Source organism: Rhizobium bangladeshense (genome assembly GCF_001662075.1).
Lineage (GTDB): Bacteria > Pseudomonadota > Alphaproteobacteria > Rhizobiales > Rhizobiaceae > Rhizobium > Rhizobium bangladeshense_B.
Genome location: NZ_LYPL01000019.1, coordinates 48,935 through 62,901, shown reverse-complemented (window position 1 = coordinate 62,901; position 13,967 = coordinate 48,935). Strand labels below are relative to the sequence as shown.

13 protein-coding genes, 1 pseudogene and 1 riboswitch are annotated in these 13,967 nt (G+C 60.1%); of the genes and pseudogenes, 8 read left to right on the top strand and 6 right to left on the bottom strand.

Features of this window, described 5'->3' with window-relative positions; genetic code table 11:
* Nucleotides 1-50 precede the first annotated feature (50 nt).
* A complete protein-coding gene (locus tag A7X77_RS27745; protein ID WP_064686054.1) occupies nucleotides 51-1,124 on the bottom strand; it encodes a putative urea ABC transporter substrate-binding protein in 1,074 nt (357 codons plus the stop codon).
* Nucleotides 1,125-1,197: 73 nt separating this feature from the next.
* Nucleotides 1,198-1,312: riboswitch (guanidine-I (ykkC/yxkD leader) on the bottom strand.
* Nucleotides 1,313-1,486: 174 nt separating this feature from the next.
* Here A7X77_RS27745 and A7X77_RS34120 point away from each other — a divergent pair.
* From A7X77_RS34120 to A7X77_RS27725, 5 genes and pseudogenes are all read left to right on the top strand, one after another.
* Nucleotides 1,487-1,719 (top strand): annotated as a pseudogene (locus A7X77_RS34120) (PfkB family carbohydrate kinase); the annotation flags it as partial.
* A 301-nt stretch (nucleotides 1,720-2,020) separates the two neighbouring features.
* The gene (locus A7X77_RS27740; protein WP_064686053.1) at nucleotides 2,021-2,722 is read left to right on the top strand and encodes an RNA polymerase sigma factor; all 702 of its coding nucleotides are present in this window, start codon (nucleotides 2,021-2,023) and stop codon (nucleotides 2,720-2,722) included.
* A gap of 150 nt (nucleotides 2,723-2,872) precedes the next feature.
* A complete protein-coding gene (locus tag A7X77_RS27735; protein WP_064686052.1) occupies nucleotides 2,873-3,736 on the top strand; it encodes a ferritin-like domain-containing protein in 864 nt (287 codons plus the stop codon).
* Nucleotides 3,737-4,090: 354 nt separating this feature from the next.
* Nucleotides 4,091-5,377: an SDR family oxidoreductase gene (locus A7X77_RS27730; protein WP_064686051.1), complete on the top strand. Its 1,287-nt coding sequence runs from the start codon at nucleotides 4,091-4,093 to the stop codon at nucleotides 5,375-5,377.
* Nucleotides 5,374-5,838: a DUF2269 family protein gene (locus A7X77_RS27725; RefSeq protein ID WP_064686050.1), complete on the top strand. Its 465-nt coding sequence runs from the start codon at nucleotides 5,374-5,376 to the stop codon at nucleotides 5,836-5,838. The genes A7X77_RS27730 and A7X77_RS27725 overlap by 4 nt, the downstream gene beginning before the upstream one ends.
* A 149-nt stretch (nucleotides 5,839-5,987) precedes the next feature.
* Here A7X77_RS27725 and A7X77_RS27720 read toward each other — a convergent pair whose 3' ends face one another.
* Both A7X77_RS27720 and A7X77_RS27710 read right to left on the bottom strand, forming a co-directional pair.
* Nucleotides 5,988-7,556 (bottom strand): BCCT family transporter, encoded by a 1,569-nt coding sequence (locus A7X77_RS27720; RefSeq protein ID WP_064686049.1) that lies wholly within the window; start codon nucleotides 7,554-7,556, stop codon nucleotides 5,988-5,990.
* 661 nt (nucleotides 7,557-8,217) lie between these two features.
* Nucleotides 8,218-8,838: a TetR/AcrR family transcriptional regulator gene (locus tag A7X77_RS27710; RefSeq protein ID WP_064686047.1), complete on the bottom strand. Its 621-nt coding sequence runs from the start codon at nucleotides 8,836-8,838 to the stop codon at nucleotides 8,218-8,220.
* 86 nt (nucleotides 8,839-8,924) lie between these two features.
* Between A7X77_RS27710 and A7X77_RS27705 the strand changes: the two genes are divergently transcribed.
* Nucleotides 8,925-9,698: an SDR family oxidoreductase gene (locus tag A7X77_RS27705; RefSeq protein ID WP_064686046.1), complete on the top strand. Its 774-nt coding sequence runs from the start codon at nucleotides 8,925-8,927 to the stop codon at nucleotides 9,696-9,698.
* 452 nt (nucleotides 9,699-10,150) lie between these two features.
* Here the strand turns inward: A7X77_RS27705 and A7X77_RS27700 are convergent, their stop codons facing one another.
* Nucleotides 10,151-10,369 (bottom strand): tautomerase family protein, encoded by a 219-nt coding sequence (locus tag A7X77_RS27700; protein ID WP_064686045.1) that lies wholly within the window; start codon nucleotides 10,367-10,369, stop codon nucleotides 10,151-10,153.
* Between the two features lie 27 nt (nucleotides 10,370-10,396).
* Nucleotides 10,397-11,137: an SDR family oxidoreductase gene (locus A7X77_RS27695; protein WP_064686044.1), complete on the bottom strand. Its 741-nt coding sequence runs from the start codon at nucleotides 11,135-11,137 to the stop codon at nucleotides 10,397-10,399.
* Between the two features lie 102 nt (nucleotides 11,138-11,239).
* Here A7X77_RS27695 and A7X77_RS27690 point away from each other — a divergent pair, with 102 nt between their 5' ends.
* Nucleotides 11,240-12,133 carry a LysR family transcriptional regulator gene (locus tag A7X77_RS27690; protein ID WP_064686043.1) on the top strand — a complete coding sequence of 298 codons (894 nt, stop codon included), beginning with the start codon at nucleotides 11,240-11,242 and terminating at the stop codon, nucleotides 12,131-12,133.
* A gap of 23 nt (nucleotides 12,134-12,156) precedes the next feature.
* Here A7X77_RS27690 and A7X77_RS27685 read toward each other — a convergent pair whose 3' ends face one another.
* The gene (locus A7X77_RS27685; RefSeq protein WP_064686042.1) at nucleotides 12,157-13,077 is read right to left on the bottom strand and encodes a LysR substrate-binding domain-containing protein; all 921 of its coding nucleotides are present in this window, start codon (nucleotides 13,075-13,077) and stop codon (nucleotides 12,157-12,159) included.
* A gap of 97 nt (nucleotides 13,078-13,174) precedes the next feature.
* Between A7X77_RS27685 and A7X77_RS27680 the strand changes: the two genes are divergently transcribed.
* Entirely contained in the window at nucleotides 13,175-13,966 is a 792-nt protein-coding gene (locus A7X77_RS27680; protein ID WP_064686041.1) for an SDR family NAD(P)-dependent oxidoreductase, read from the top strand.
* The last annotated feature ends 1 nt before the right edge of the window (nucleotide 13,967 follow it).

Sequence of the window (13,967 nt, the reverse complement as noted above, 5' to 3'; positions counted from 1 at the left end):
GCTCCACTGGGAAGGGGAGGAGGCGCGGCCGAACCGCGCCCCTGTTGTGATCAGAGCGAGGCGTCGGCCGCTGCCTTCATGTAGGTCTCGGTGAAGCGAAGCTTCACATTGCCGGTATCGCCCAGCACCTTGCCATCAGGCATTTCGATACCAATAACGTCAGCGGACGGCGCGCCATTGCCGAGCAGGCCCTTTTCGAAAAGGAAACTGCGGACGAGATCCATGGTCTTCGGCAGGCTAGGTGAGGCGGTGAAGGCAACGGCGTCGGCCGGCTTATCGAAGAGCTTGGTCGCGGCGAGCTGCGCCTCGAAGCCAGCGCGGTCGGTGCCGGATGCTGCGCCCATGGCTTCGCGCGCGGCTTTGCCCTCGTCGGTATCGGCCCGCAGCAGCGCGGCCGTCTCGTACCAGATGCCGGCCAGCGCCTTGCCGAAGTTCGGATTGTCCTTCAGCACGTCGGTATTGGCGACCATCAGGTCGATGATCTCCCCCGGGATCTGCGAGCTGTCGAAAACCTTTTTGGCGCTGGGATCTTCCAGAATGGTGGAGACGAGCGGATTCCAGGTGACGACGGCGCTGACATCAGGCGTCTTGTAGGCGGCGACCATGTCGGCATCTGATGTATTGACCACCTTCACGTCGCGCTCGCTGAGCTTGATGCTTTCAAGCGCACGGGCGAGCAGATAGTGCGAGACGGAAAACTCGACGAGATTGACGTTTTGGGCCTTGATGTCGCTGAGGCTCGCCTTGTCCTTCAGGATGACGGCGTCATTGCCGTTCGAAAAGTCGCCGACGATGACCGCCGTCGTGTCGACCCCGCCGGCCGCCGGGATCGACAGGCCGTCCATGTTGGTGAGCGTCACCGCATCGAAGGCGCCCGTCGTGTACTGGTTCATCGACTCGACGTAGTCGTTGAACTGGGTGACCTCGATATTGATGCCGTATTTATCGGCCCATTTCTTGACGATGCCGTGATCGGCGGCATAGCCCCAGGGCATCCAGCCGACATAGATGGACCAGGCGACCTTGAAACTGGTTTTCGGTGCTGCGCCAGCGGGGGAGCCGAACCCGAAAGCCAGCGATACCGAAAGGGCCGTTACGGAAAGAATCTTCGAAAAAGTCTGCATAGAAATTCCCCTTTTGCTTTTTCAAAAAGGGATCGGCAAAGACCATCGCGCCGCCAATCCCTTGGCTTACGAGGTCTCCCGGGCTTTTGTCCCGCCGTGCATCCGGTGGGATTTCTCCCCCAGCCGGTGGTGGCTCTCGGACCAGCACGCTCCCGAAGAGGAACGCCGGAACCCTAGCCACCAACTCGCGAAGTTTCATGCAAGAGGTGTGCCACGTCATAAGTCATTGATTTGGCTGGCTGCAATTTCTCGTCGGACTAACACTGTGTACACTGTGCAGCAAATGCCTGTTTTTTGAACATCGGCGGATGGCGCTGCCAGGGGGCGGTCGGCAACGATGCCGCCGGCGAACGCATCATTGCAGAGCGGTCGACACGCTTGCGGCGGGCGACATCTTCCATGGCGCTTTCGCGCTGCGATCGCTGGAGGCCTGCCGATCGAAGAGACGATGCGCCTGTCGTCGATGGCGGCGGCGCTCAAAGGCCGGAAGTTCGGCGGACGCATCGGCGCACCCACCAGAGTGGAAGTCTGCGGAGCATTGCGCGACTGGAACGTGGGCGCCGTCTCGGCAGGCAAGGGAAATCGAGAACGGTAGTCCGTACCGCGATACTGTCGCCAAGCTCCAATGACAACAAACAACAAACCAACGAGAAAACAGCGGCTTATTGAAGTTCGATAAATACCTTTTACGGCTTCCTGAAAGCAGAAATCGCCGGCGATCGCTCTGCGAGTCTGAGTTGCGCCGAAACCAGAAGATGGAACTGCTCCGCGACAAGTCCGATTTACTTGGTCAACAGACCTCTGTTCCGCTAGAGTCCCAAGTCTCCACCTAGCCGCAGACCGAAAAGCCGAAAACGCTTATCTAATAGTAAGCTGACGCATCTGGAGCGCCTTTGATGAAGCCGAGCGGATCCACCGAGGGAGTGAGAATCGAGGACCTTGACGATGCGGGGCTGGTTGAACACGCGCGACAGCGAGACTCCTCCGCATTCTGGCTAATCATCAAGCGTCACAATCAGCGGCTTCACCGGGTCGCCCGCGCCATCCTGAATGACGACACCGAGGCGGAGGACGTACTTCAGGAGACCTATATCCACGCCTTCACCCATCTGGCCGAATTCCGCGCGGAGGCGCGGCTGTCGACCTGGCTCACCCGGATCGCGCTGAACGAGGCGCTGGGACGCCGCCGGAAAAGGCGACCCACTGTGGACGCGAAAGTCATCGAAGCCATGGTCGCTCCGTTCAGCGCACACAAGCCTGATCCCGAAGAGGCGGCTGCTCTCGCTGGAATCCGCGGCCTCCTGGAGCGAGCCGTCGGTGACTTGCCGGAGCCCTTTCGCATCGTCTTTGTCATGCGGGACGTCGAGGAAATGAGCATTGAGGAAACCGCATTTCTTTTGGCATTGCGACCTCAGACAGTCAGCACCCGTCTTTATCGCGCACGCCGGCTGCTCCGCGAGGCGCTGGGGGACAAGCTCGCCACCGTGTTCACGGATACGTTTCTCTTCGCTGGCGCTCGTTGCGACCGCCTCGCGCAATCAGTCCTCGATCGGCTCGCAATCCTTGGTTCAAAAGGATCTGTTGAACGCGGCGACTGAGCGCACATAAGCCGTTCACGCCGGCTCCTTTCGCATTTGTAGCGGGACACGGGAATATTTTGGCGGCCCAGACCATCTAATCATGAGGCAAATGCATTCGGTGCCGCGGTGCTGACAGCGGTGTTGAATCAACAAACATAGGAGACCGCCATGCAAGGGGCACTTCACCTATCCCGGCGTCAGTCGCTTCAGGGACTTATCGTACTCGGCGCCGGAGCGGCACTCAGCGGAATCGCGCAGCCTTCTCCGGTATTGGCACAGGACATATCGGACGAGGACATTTTCCGCTTTGCGCTCAACCTCGAATATATGGAGGCTGAATACTACCTCCGCGGCACCACCGGAATGGGCATCGACGCAGCCGATGCCGGTTCGAAACCCGGCGACGTCGTTGGTGGAAAGCAAGTCTCGTTCGAGACGCCCGCCATCGGCGCATTCATGCAGGAAGTCGCGGAAAATGAACTCGCGCACGTCCGCTTCTACCGCAAGACGCTTGGAACCAACGCGGTTGACCGGCCGGCCATCGATTTCGATGCGGGCTTCAAAGCCGTCGCGCAAGCAGCAGGCCTCGGGCCGGATTTCGACCCCTTCGGCAACGAGACGAACTTCGTACTCGGCGGGATGTTGTTCGAGGATGTCGGCGTCACCGCCTATGCCGGTGCGGCGACAGTTCTGAAAAACAAGGACTTCCTCGCCGCAGCCGCAGGCATCCTGGCGGTCGAGGCCTATCACATGGGAATGGCGCGATCTACGCTATACCGCAAGGGAGAGAAAGCCTGGAAGGCCGCCAACGCTGTCTCCGATGCCCGAGACAAAATCGACGGATCAGACGCTAAGGACCAGGGGATCCAGCGGGACGGAAAAGCCAACATCGTTCCCTCGACGCCCGATGCGATCGCGTTCACCAGAACGCCGCAGGAGGTGCTCCGGATCGTCTACCTCACCGACAAGGACGGAGTGAGCAAGGGCGGCTTCTATCCAGAAGGGATGAACGGCACGCTCAAGACCACCTGAGCCATTGGTCCGACTCCCTTCAAGGCGAGGGGACTATTATTTGTCCGGGACGCCCGACAAGGCAGGCCATCGCGTCTGAATGTTCAGTCGATCGCAACAGGCCCATCCGAGAGATCGAGGCGCAGGGAAACGCGTCCTTCGTTGACAACCCACCGCGTTGCACTCATCTCGTTCATGGCGGCTTCGGCGATCGCAATGGCATCAGCACCTGGAGATTTACGCCGAAACAAGCCGCAACGGTTCATTGCGAATGCGGATGTCGAGGCGGACGCCATGTGGGATGCGGTTAGGCTGGCACTGGAACGAAATTTGGCCGCACAAGTTCGGGTCTGTTGAGCGAGAAGGCCCGCAAGCATGAAGATTCTGGTTATCGGAGCAACAGGGCTGGTTGGTAGCGCCGTCTGCGCCGGGCTGGAGAAAGGCGGACATAATGTCATCCGCGCGGTTCGTCCTGGCAAACAGCGCGCGGGAGGGCTCGGCACCTGGGTCGACGTCGACGTCGCACAAGCGGATGAGCCCTCTGACTGGGTGCCTCATCTCAAAGGAATAGATGCAGTCGTCAACTGCGCCGGCGCGCTGCAGGACGGAATGAGGCATAACATGACGGGCGTCCACGCGCAGGGACCGCGAGCCTTGTTCAGTGCATGCGAGCAATCCGGTGTACGCCGAGTTATTCATTTCTCGGCGATCGGGGTGGATCGGCAGCAGCCGTCAGCGTTCTCACGCACGAAGCTTTCCGGCGACATGGCTCTGATGGAGACGGATCTCGATTGGGTGATCCTGCGTCCCGCCGTAATCCTTGGTGACGCCGCGTTCGGTTCCAGTGCATTGTTTCGGGGACTTGCCGCTCTGCCGGTTCTGCCGGCGATGCCGTCGACCGGCAAACTTCAGGTGGTGCAGCTCGAGGACGTCACGGAGACCGTCGTTCGTCTTGTCGACAAAACGGACCCATCGAAAGTCTCGCTCGAAATCGTCGGCCCGCAACCGCTTGAGTTCGACGAGATTGTAGCGCGATACCGGAGATGGCTGGGCTGGGCTCCCGCCAAGCGCTATCTGCTGCCGCGCCCGCTCGCCAGCCTTCTCTATCGGCTCGGCGATATCGCAGGATTGCTGGGATGGCGGCCGCCGGTTCGAAGCACCGCCGCAAGGGAGATCGTCCGCGGCGCCGTGGGCGATCCAACGGATTGGACCGCCGCTACCGGAATCCGGCCGTTATCGTTGGACGATGCTTTGGCGCGTCGCCCTGTTTCGGTCCAGGAGCGTTGGTTTGCCAAACTCTACTTTCTGAAGCCGGTCATTTTTCTGCTGCTGCCACTCTTCTGGATAGCGACCGGGATTATATCGCTGACGTCGGGTTTCGAGCAGGGCGTCGAACTGATGTTGGCGGGCGGCGCAGGTTGGCTCGCGGCACCAAGCGTGGTTGCCGGAGCTCTTGCAGACATCGTGATCGGATGCGCTATCGCTTTGCGCCGCACTGCGCGTTGGGGCCTCTACGCGGCTGTCTTGCTATCACTCTTCTATGCAGCAGCGGGCACGGCAATATTGCCGGAGTTGTGGAATGAGCCCCTCGGCCCGCTGACCAAGATATGGCCGATCCTCGTGCTACACTTGGTCGCCCTGGCGATTCTGGAGGAGCGATGATCTATTTCGTGCTGAAATTCCTGCATATTATCGGCGCCGCTGTTCTTCTCGGCACCGGCGCGGGGATCGCCTTCTTTATGCTGATGGCGCATCGCACCGGCAACGCGATGACCGTAGCCGCCGTCGCGCGGATCGTGGTGCTTGCGGATTTCGTCTTCACGACAACGGCTGTGATCGTTCAGCCGATCACCGGCATAGCGCTGGCCTGGAATGCCGGTTATTCCCTTTGGGATCGGTGGATATTTTGGTCGATCATCCTCTATCTGGTCACGGGCGCCTTTTGGTTGCCGGTCGTTTGGATGCAGATGGAGATGCGCAACATCGCGAAGCAAGCAGCGGTGAAGGGTGAGCCGCTGCCGGCGCGATATCACAAGCTATTTTGGACCTGGTTTTATTTCGGCTTCCCGGCTTTCGCTGCGGTGCTGGGAATTATCTGGCTCATGATTACACGCCCGGCTTGATGAGAGCGTGGCTCTTTTTGTCTTTGCGCTGTCGTTCAGCCCGTTTGTATCTCGTTCATGTCGAAGACAGCGGCATTGTCCACGCCAAAGCCGCACCTGAAATTCACCTCCAGGTGCGGATCATTGGCGCTGGATGAGAGACTGGTGATCTATCCAGCAGCCGGTGTGGCCAATTGCGGACCTTCGGGAAGGGGAGAGAGTGGCTCAGGCCGGTCTTCGAGGTCGTCCAACAGCGCCGTCCATAGCGAGACGCATAGTCCGACCATGACGACGAGGAAGGGTGCTGCCGCGATAATCGACGCGGTCTGCAAGCCCTGCAATCCTCCCATCACCAGCAACACACAGGCCGACGCTCCGGCGAGGCCACCCCACAGCACGACGATGCCGCGTGCGGGCTCAAGCGTGCCGCGAGACGAGAGCATGCCCATCACTATCGAGGCGGCATCCGCGCCCGAGATAAAGAAGATGGCGACAAGGAAGATCGCGACGAATGAGGTGAGCGCGGTTGCAGGATATTGTTCAAGCAGGGCAAACAGCGAGATGGCGGCCCCTTTCGTGTTGACAGCCTCGACCAGGCCGCCGGCCCCCATCAGTTCGGAATGTAGCGCCGTGCCGCCCATGATCGTGAACCAGAGGAAGGTTACGCCGCTCGGAATGAGCAGAACGCCGACGATGAATTCACGGATCGTGCGCCCCTTGGAAATGCGTGCAATGAAGACCCCTACGAAAGGCGCCCAGGAAACCCACCAAGCCCAGTAGAAGATCGTCCAGCTGCCCAACCACTTGCCGTCGCTGAAGGCGGCGGTGCGGAACGACATGGTGACGAGATCGGATAGATAGTCGCCAAGTGCTTCGGTGAAGGTATTGAGGATGAAGATGGTCGGCCCGATGATGGCTAGGAACAGTAGCAGCACGGCCGCGATCACCATGTTCATGTTACTCAGGAACTGAACGCCCTTGCCCACCCCGGAAACTGCCGAAACGATAAATAGCACCGACAACACCGCGATGATCGTAAGGGCAATTCCCGTCCCCTCACCGATTCCCCAAAGAAAGTTCAGACCGCTGTTGATCTGTTGGGCCCCAAGGCCGAGCGATGTCGCCGTGCCGAACAGCGTGGCTATCACGGCGAGAATATCGATCGTCTTACCGATCGGTCCGTTGACGGCGCTACCGAGCAGAGGGGTGAATGCGCTCGATATCAGGATAGGCAAGCCCTTGCGGTAGGTGAAGTACGCGATCGCCAGCCCGACAATGGCATAGATCGCCCAAGGGTGCAGCGCCCAATGAAAGTAGGAATACTTCATTGCGACTAGCGCAGCTTCCCGGGTTTGCGCGGCCGCCAGACCGTGAGGGGGTGCGCCAAAATGGAAAACTGGCTCGGCAACGCCCCAGAACATCAGGCCGATGCCCATGCCGACGCTGAACATCATGCAGACCCACGAAGCCGTCCGGAATTCCGGAAGCTCGTCATCGGCCCCAAGCCTGATCTTGCCGAAACGGCTGATCGCCAGGAACCCGGCAAAGATCAGGAAGAACGCGGTCGAGACAACAAAGCCCCATCCGAAATCGCCGATAATCGCCGAAAGCGTGGCTTGGGTGACGGAGGCAAGGCTCTCCGGAGCGACCGCTCCCCATGAGATGAACCCGGCCGCTATTGCTATGGCCGGCCAGAATACCGTCGGATCTATGCTGCGGAGTGTGTTCGTAGTCGACATGCTTTATCCCTCCAAGGTTTATGTGCTGACGTTCCCTTTGAATTTTAAAATGGATATCGCGATAGGACCTGTCCGAGAGGCCAGGTCGTGATGCCAATGCCGTAGAGCCAACGACGCTGAACGCGCCTTTGTGACTATGCGGCTCTGGGGCCGCCTTCATAATGTGACTAGCAGATCACCCGGCTTGCACTCGCTTCGGTTGCGACCGTCAGCTTGTCTAAAACCGACCTCTTCTAGACAGAACCGACATTTATCGCAGCAGATCAGCCAGGCTGCGATGTGGGCGAAAACTGTGAAATTGATGGTTTCGCCCAGTTCCTGGCGGGTGACGAAACGCAGCAGGCCAGCCAGCTGCACCGGAATGAATGCCGAAGCCACAGGTGCAGACGGAACTTGCTTGGCAGGACTGCTGGCGGGCAGGCGGCCTTGCCTTTGGACATGACCTTGAGGTGCGCTCCTCTGGCCGCCAGATCTCAAGCACCAAGGGGCGTTGGTTCGATCCGCGTCAAGCGGTCATCAAGTCGGCCTTCAATGAGCGAAAATGACTTCTTGAATCCGTGGGTTCGAATTTCTTCAAGGCGCCCGTGGACGACGAACCACCGATAAAATTCTCCCGTGCAACCAACACCAGTGATCAACGTGTCTTTGGTCGAACTCCCAGTCAGGTCCGAAGCTCCCCGGGCCAGGCCGTGAGTGCGATGTCGATCAGTCGCTTCAGCCGCGTGTTGCAGGCGCCATCGCAGGCTTGGGCGGACATGCCTTGGATGATCGCACCGTAGAACCGCGCGAGCGCATCGGTGTCGGTTTGCGTCGGCAGTTCACCTTCCTCGACGGCACGGTCGAAGCGGGCTTTGAGGGTCTGCATCGATGCTTCGCGCAAGGCCGCCGTCATCCGTGCGACGGACGCATTTTCTTCGGCATGCTGGAGGACGGCCGTCGAGACCATGCAGCCTCGAGGCTTGTCCGGCTGGGTGTCGCCGTCGGCGATATCGTAGAGGTAGAGGCGTAGGGCATCGTAAGCCGGTAGATGGGATGATTGCAGGATCTGCGACCGGCGCGTGCTTTCACGGGCAATGCTGAAGTCGAGTGCCTGACGGTACAAGTCTTCCTTTGAGCCGAACATCGAATAGAGGGTCGGTGGATTGATACCCATCGCCTTCGTAAGGTCGGCCGTCGAGGTTCCTTCGTAGCCGCGCTCCCAAAACAGCCGCGCTGCGATGTCAAGCCCGACTTCGCGATCGAGCAGGCGCGGTCTACCTCGTTTACGGACTGGTTTCTCCATTAAATAGTGATCCATATTAAATTATTGACAGTCGTCTGTCGAGCCTTATTATAGTGATCACTATAAATTTAGCAACGGAGTGATCCATGTCCCAAAAACTCGCAGGCAAAATAGCACTCATCACCGGAAGTTCGCGCGGGATCGGCCGGGCCGCCGCCCTTGCATTTGCGAAGGAGGGTGCCGCGCTGATTGGCGTGCACTACACCGCCAATGCGGATGCGGCCAGTGCCACAATACGCGATATCGAGGCGCTGGGCGTCAAGGCCGTCGCGGTGAAGGCTGATCTGAGAGACGGCAAGGACGCGGCCGACAGCCTCTGGGCACAGTTCAGCGAAGCTGCGCGTGCTGAGAGGGGCACGTCGGCTATGGACATCTTGGTGAACAACGCCGGCATCGCGCCGGCGTTGCCCTTGAGAGAGACAAGCGAGGCCGCGTTCGACGAGGTGATGACGATCAACTACAAGGCTCCGTTCTTTCTCATCCAGGCAATGGCCGACCACATTCGCGACAACGGCCGCATCATCAATGTCTCGACCGGGTTCACGCGGATCGCTGCACCGACCCATCCCGCCTATGCGGCCTCCAAGGGGGCGCTGGAGACGTTGACACTGGCGCTCGCCCCGGAATTTGCAGCTCGCGGGATCACGGTCAATGCCGTGATGCCGGGTGTGACGGAGACGGATATGAATGCCGAATGGCTGGCATCACCGGACGCGCGCGCTGGCGCCGAAGCACTCTCGGTCTTCTCCCGTGTCGGCCGGGCGGAGGACGTCGCCGACGTCATCGCTTTCCTCGCATCGAACGATGCGCGCTGGACGACGGGCCAGAGGATCGACGCGACCGGTGGTGCCCGGATCTGACCGAGTCCCAGACGCCGCTATGGTTCCAGCCGTTCGAACTAGGCGGCATGGGAGCGCTCCTGACGGGATGCCGGTTGTTCAGTTTGCCCGTAGGTACACCAGCCAGGACTGCGCTCGCTGAGCTCGGTCCTGGTGTTCTCCTCCCGACGGCGCGTTCCGCCTGTCCTGCGAGTTCATTGCTCATATTCCGCATGCCTCGGCGCGCCGACATCGGCTCATCGACCGGACGCTACCTAGTCTCGTCCTCAAGTGCTGGATCGCTCTTGCCCAGAACGCGCCTCCCACCGCGAATCTGCTTCGCCGGAGATTGGATGAGGCGCCTTGAGTTCCGGTCCCCCAGGAACATGTCCGGCAGGCAGGTCATGCTCCTCGCATCTTCTGACCGGCACCCTCTGCCCTGGTTGGGCGAACTGGTGCGGAAGCTCCGCACCAGCTTCCGACCACTCTCGGAATCAACTGTCTTCATTCGCGCGATAGGCATCTGGAAAGATGAAAATCTCGTCCGCACGCCCGTATCCGCCGTCATTCACTTCCTCGATCAATACCATTGTGTGTGGCCGTGCCGCCTCGGAGAAATACTCCACCAGCATGTCGGTGGCGCGGTGCACGATTTCTTCCTTCTGGGAGCGGCTGAGCGCGCCCTCCGGCGTCTTTATGTTAACGAATGGCATAGGACTCTCCTTTCTTGGGGTTCTGCTTCAGATCATGCCGCCATTGGCGCGTAGCACCTGACCGTTCACCCAGCCGCCTTCCGGGCCGGCGAGGAAGGAAACGACCGAGGCAATGTCATCCGGTTGGCCCAAGCGTCCCAGCGGAATGGTAGCGACGATTCTCTGCACGAGTTCGTCGGGCTTGCCGGACATGAACAGTTCGGTCTCGACGGGACCGGGCGCCACCGCATTGACTGTAATGCCGCGCGGGCCGAGTTCCTTCGAGGCGACGTGCGTGATCGCCTCGACGGCCGCCTTGCTTGCGGCATAGACACCATAAGTCGCCCCGTATGCGCCGACGACGCTGGAAGAGAAATTGATGATGCGCCCACCATCACGGAGCCGACGGGCTGCTTCGCGCACGGCACGGAATGTCCCTGTGAGGTTGATGGCGATCTGCTGCTCGAAACTCGCGTCGTCCATATCGGCAATCGGAGCCAGCTTTATGATGCCGGCATTGTTGACCAGGATGTCGGCCCCGCCGAAGCGCTCTTCGGCCGCGGTGAACAGATCGGCGGCCGCGGCCGGACCGCTTATGTCAGCCTGCACCGCGAGAGCCTTGCCGCCGCTCAATTCAATGTCTGCGACAACAGCATCAGCCGCCTGACGGCCGCTTGCGTAATTCACCACGACGGCGATGCCGTCTTTCGCCAGCCGAAGCGCAATGGCCCGGCCGATGCCTTTCGATGCGCCGGTGACGATAGCGACGCGCTGTCCTTTGATGGTCATGGCACCTTTCTCCTATTTGACGGAACTGGAGATATTGTCGATGTCTCGGAAGAACAATCTACCATATTTGACAACAGAATTCGGCTGTGGTGAATAACGTACATGGACCGGTTTGACCGCATGCAGCTCTTCATCCGGATCGTCGAGCGGCGTAGCTTCGCCGCGGCGGCGTCCGACCTTGGGCTTGCCCGTTCCACGGCCACCGAGGCAATCAAGCGGTTGGAAGACGATCTCGGTGTTCGCCTTCTCGAGCGAACGACCCGGCATGTCGCGCCGACACTGGATGGCGCGGCCTTCTACAGGCGATGTGTCGCGATCCTCGCGGAGGTGGACGAGGCGGAAAACGTGTTCCGTGACATGCAACCGCGCGGCCTGCTGCGTGTCGACGCCCATCCCTTGCTGACGCGCACATTCCTGTTGCCGCGGCTCAATGAATTCCTCGATCGTTATCCTCTGCTCGACCTGCAGATCGGGCAGGGCGACCGGCTGGTAGATCTGGTCAGGGAGGGTATCGACTGCGTCATCCGCGCCGGAGAGATTGCTGATAGCGGCCTGATCATGCGTCGCCTCGGGATGATTGCTGAAATCACTTGTGCCAGCCCAGCTTATATAGCGAGGCACGGAGTGCCACACTCCCCAGACGCGATGGAGGGGCATCGCGCCGTTGGTTTCATATCGTCCCGCACCGGGCAGATCATGCCGCTCGAGTTCACCGTCGGCAGCACTGTCCGCTTCGTAACCTTGCCGTGCCGGCTAACGGTCAACAACTCCGACACCATGACTGATCTGGCCCGCCTCGGCTTCGGCCTCATTCAGGCACCGCGTTACCGACTGCAGCGGGATCTGGACGACGGGACGCTGGTCGAGGTCCTTGGCGACTTTCTTCCCCCGCCGACGCCACTTACCGCGCTCTACCCGCAGAACCGCCAGCTTTCACCGCGGGTGCGCGTCTTTCTCGACTGGGTCGTCGAATTGTTTTCCGCAGCAGATTTGTGACCGTTTTCTTTCCGTTGCTCCGGCTAGGAATTCCCTCGCAAGAGGGGTGCTTCACCCAAGGTGACGACCATATACTCAATGAAGGCTCGAACACGGTGTGGCAAGGGGCCGCCACCGACGTAAACGGCGTGAATCAGTTCCAGATCCCCCGGATTATGCTCTTCGAGCAGTGCAACGAGCCGTCCCGTCGCAATCTCATCGGCCACATGAAACAGACCGACCCTTGCAATTCCGGCACCAGCCAGCGCCAATTGTTTCATCGTCTCGCCGTTGTTCACGACGATGTTGCCCTTGACAGGTTGCGCGACGTCCTGGCCGCCGACATGAAAGGGCCAGGACGGCCTTGCACGCCGGAAATTGAATGTTAGGCAGTCGTGCTGTTCGAGATCCGCAGGTGCTTGTGGTGAACCCCGGCGCGCCAGGTAGTCGGGTGACGCACAGACCACACGCCGGCTCTGCCCGAGCTTGCGGGCGATCAGACCACTGTCCGGCAGGTTGCCCATGCGGATGGCGACGTCGGTCTTTTCCGCAACCAGATCGACAATGCCGTCGGTGAAGCTGAGATCGACGATCAAATCGGGATTGCGCGCAATGAAATCCGGAATAGCCGGTGCGACGAACATGGTTCCGAAGGGTATTGTCGTGTTGATTCTCAGCCGTCCACGAACCGCTCCTCCAGCCGCCTCCTGATCCGCATCATTCAACTCCTGCAGAATCCTCAGTGCCGAATGGTAATAGGCCTCGCCCTCCTCCGTCAGTGTCAGAGCGCGGGTCGTCCGTAGCAGAAGGCGGGTACCAAGCCTCGTTTCCAGGCGTGCAATCAGTTTGCTGACCGCCGATGGGGTGATGTCGAGATTGCGGGCGGCGGCTGAGAAGCCACCGTCTTGTACAACGCGAGCAAACACTTCCATCTCACCGGAGCGCTCCATCAGAATACGGGGCATTGATGATCCTCGTTCACAGGTGCATGTCTTCAATTGGCAATAGTGCCTAGTGCTCGTAATTCATAGATTGTTTCCGACAACAATCTGGAGACACAACATGGATCTGCAACTCACCGGCAGGACCGCCCTTGTTACCGGCGCCACCGCTGGCATCGGCCTCGAAATCGCCCGCACGCTTGCGGTGGAAGGGGCGCGCGTCATCGTCACAGGACGGGACCGCGCGAAGCTCGACAGCGCGATCGCTGCCGTCGGAGCGTCGGGTGGATCGGACGTCACGGGAGTTCTGGCAGACGCTGCAAGCGCTGAGGGCGCCGCGATCATCGCCAAGGCCGAACCTTCGGTTGATATTCTCGTCAATAATCTCGGCATCTACGAGAGCAAGGCGTTCGGGGAAATATCAGACGCCGACTGGAGCCACCTGTTCGACGTCAATGTCATGAGCGGCGTGCGCCTGTCACGAACCTATCTCCCAGGTATGCTGGAACGAAACTGGGGCCGCATTATTTTCATTTCCAGTGAATCGGGTCTCGCCATTCCCCAGGATATGATCCACTACGCGACCACCAAGACAGCTCAGCTATCGATCTCGCGTGGATTGGCCCAGTTGACCCGCGGCACGAATGTCACGGTCAATTCGGTGTTGCCGGGCCCGACCCGGTCGGAAGGCATCGAGACCTTCCTGCGCAGTCAGGCAAGCGACCCGTCCGCACCAATAGGGCAGATCGAGGCCGAATTCTTTGCCACGGCTCGCTCGGCTTCTATCCTGCAGCGCATGGTGGCAGCGGAAGAAGTGGCAAATCTCGTCGCCTATCTCGCCAGCCCCCGTTCATCCGCCACGAACGGTGCGGCTCTGCGCGCCGAAGGCGGTCTCGTCAATACCATCGCCTGAG

Excerpts from the sequence above, each read along its gene's own strand:
- A7X77_RS27725 (WP_064686050.1), top strand. The coding sequence starts at position 5,374 with ATGATCTATTTCGTGCTGAAATTCCTGCATATTATCGGCGCCGCTGTT.
- A7X77_RS27705 (WP_064686046.1), top strand. The coding sequence starts at position 8,925 with ATGTCCCAAAAACTCGCAGGCAAAATAGCACTCATCACCGGAAGTTCG.
- A7X77_RS27690 (WP_064686043.1), top strand. The coding sequence starts at position 11,240 with ATGGACCGGTTTGACCGCATGCAGCTCTTCATCCGGATCGTCGAGCGG.
- A7X77_RS27710 (WP_064686047.1), bottom strand. The coding sequence starts at position 8,838 with ATGGAGAAACCAGTCCGTAAACGAGGTAGACCGCGCCTGCTCGATCGC.
- A7X77_RS27680 (WP_064686041.1), top strand. The coding sequence starts at position 13,175 with ATGGATCTGCAACTCACCGGCAGGACCGCCCTTGTTACCGGCGCCACC.
- A7X77_RS27730 (WP_064686051.1), top strand. The coding sequence starts at position 4,091 with ATGAAGATTCTGGTTATCGGAGCAACAGGGCTGGTTGGTAGCGCCGTC.
- A7X77_RS27740 (WP_064686053.1), top strand. The coding sequence starts at position 2,021 with ATGAAGCCGAGCGGATCCACCGAGGGAGTGAGAATCGAGGACCTTGAC.
- A7X77_RS27745 (WP_064686054.1), bottom strand. The coding sequence starts at position 1,124 with ATGCAGACTTTTTCGAAGATTCTTTCCGTAACGGCCCTTTCGGTATCG.
- A7X77_RS27685 (WP_064686042.1), bottom strand. The coding sequence starts at position 13,077 with ATGCCCCGTATTCTGATGGAGCGCTCCGGTGAGATGGAAGTGTTTGCT.
- A7X77_RS27720 (WP_064686049.1), bottom strand. The coding sequence starts at position 7,556 with ATGTCGACTACGAACACACTCCGCAGCATAGATCCGACGGTATTCTGG.
- A7X77_RS27735 (WP_064686052.1), top strand. The coding sequence starts at position 2,873 with ATGCAAGGGGCACTTCACCTATCCCGGCGTCAGTCGCTTCAGGGACTT.
- A7X77_RS27695 (WP_064686044.1), bottom strand. The coding sequence starts at position 11,137 with ATGACCATCAAAGGACAGCGCGTCGCTATCGTCACCGGCGCATCGAAA.
- A7X77_RS27700 (WP_064686045.1), bottom strand. The coding sequence starts at position 10,369 with ATGCCATTCGTTAACATAAAGACGCCGGAGGGCGCGCTCAGCCGCTCC.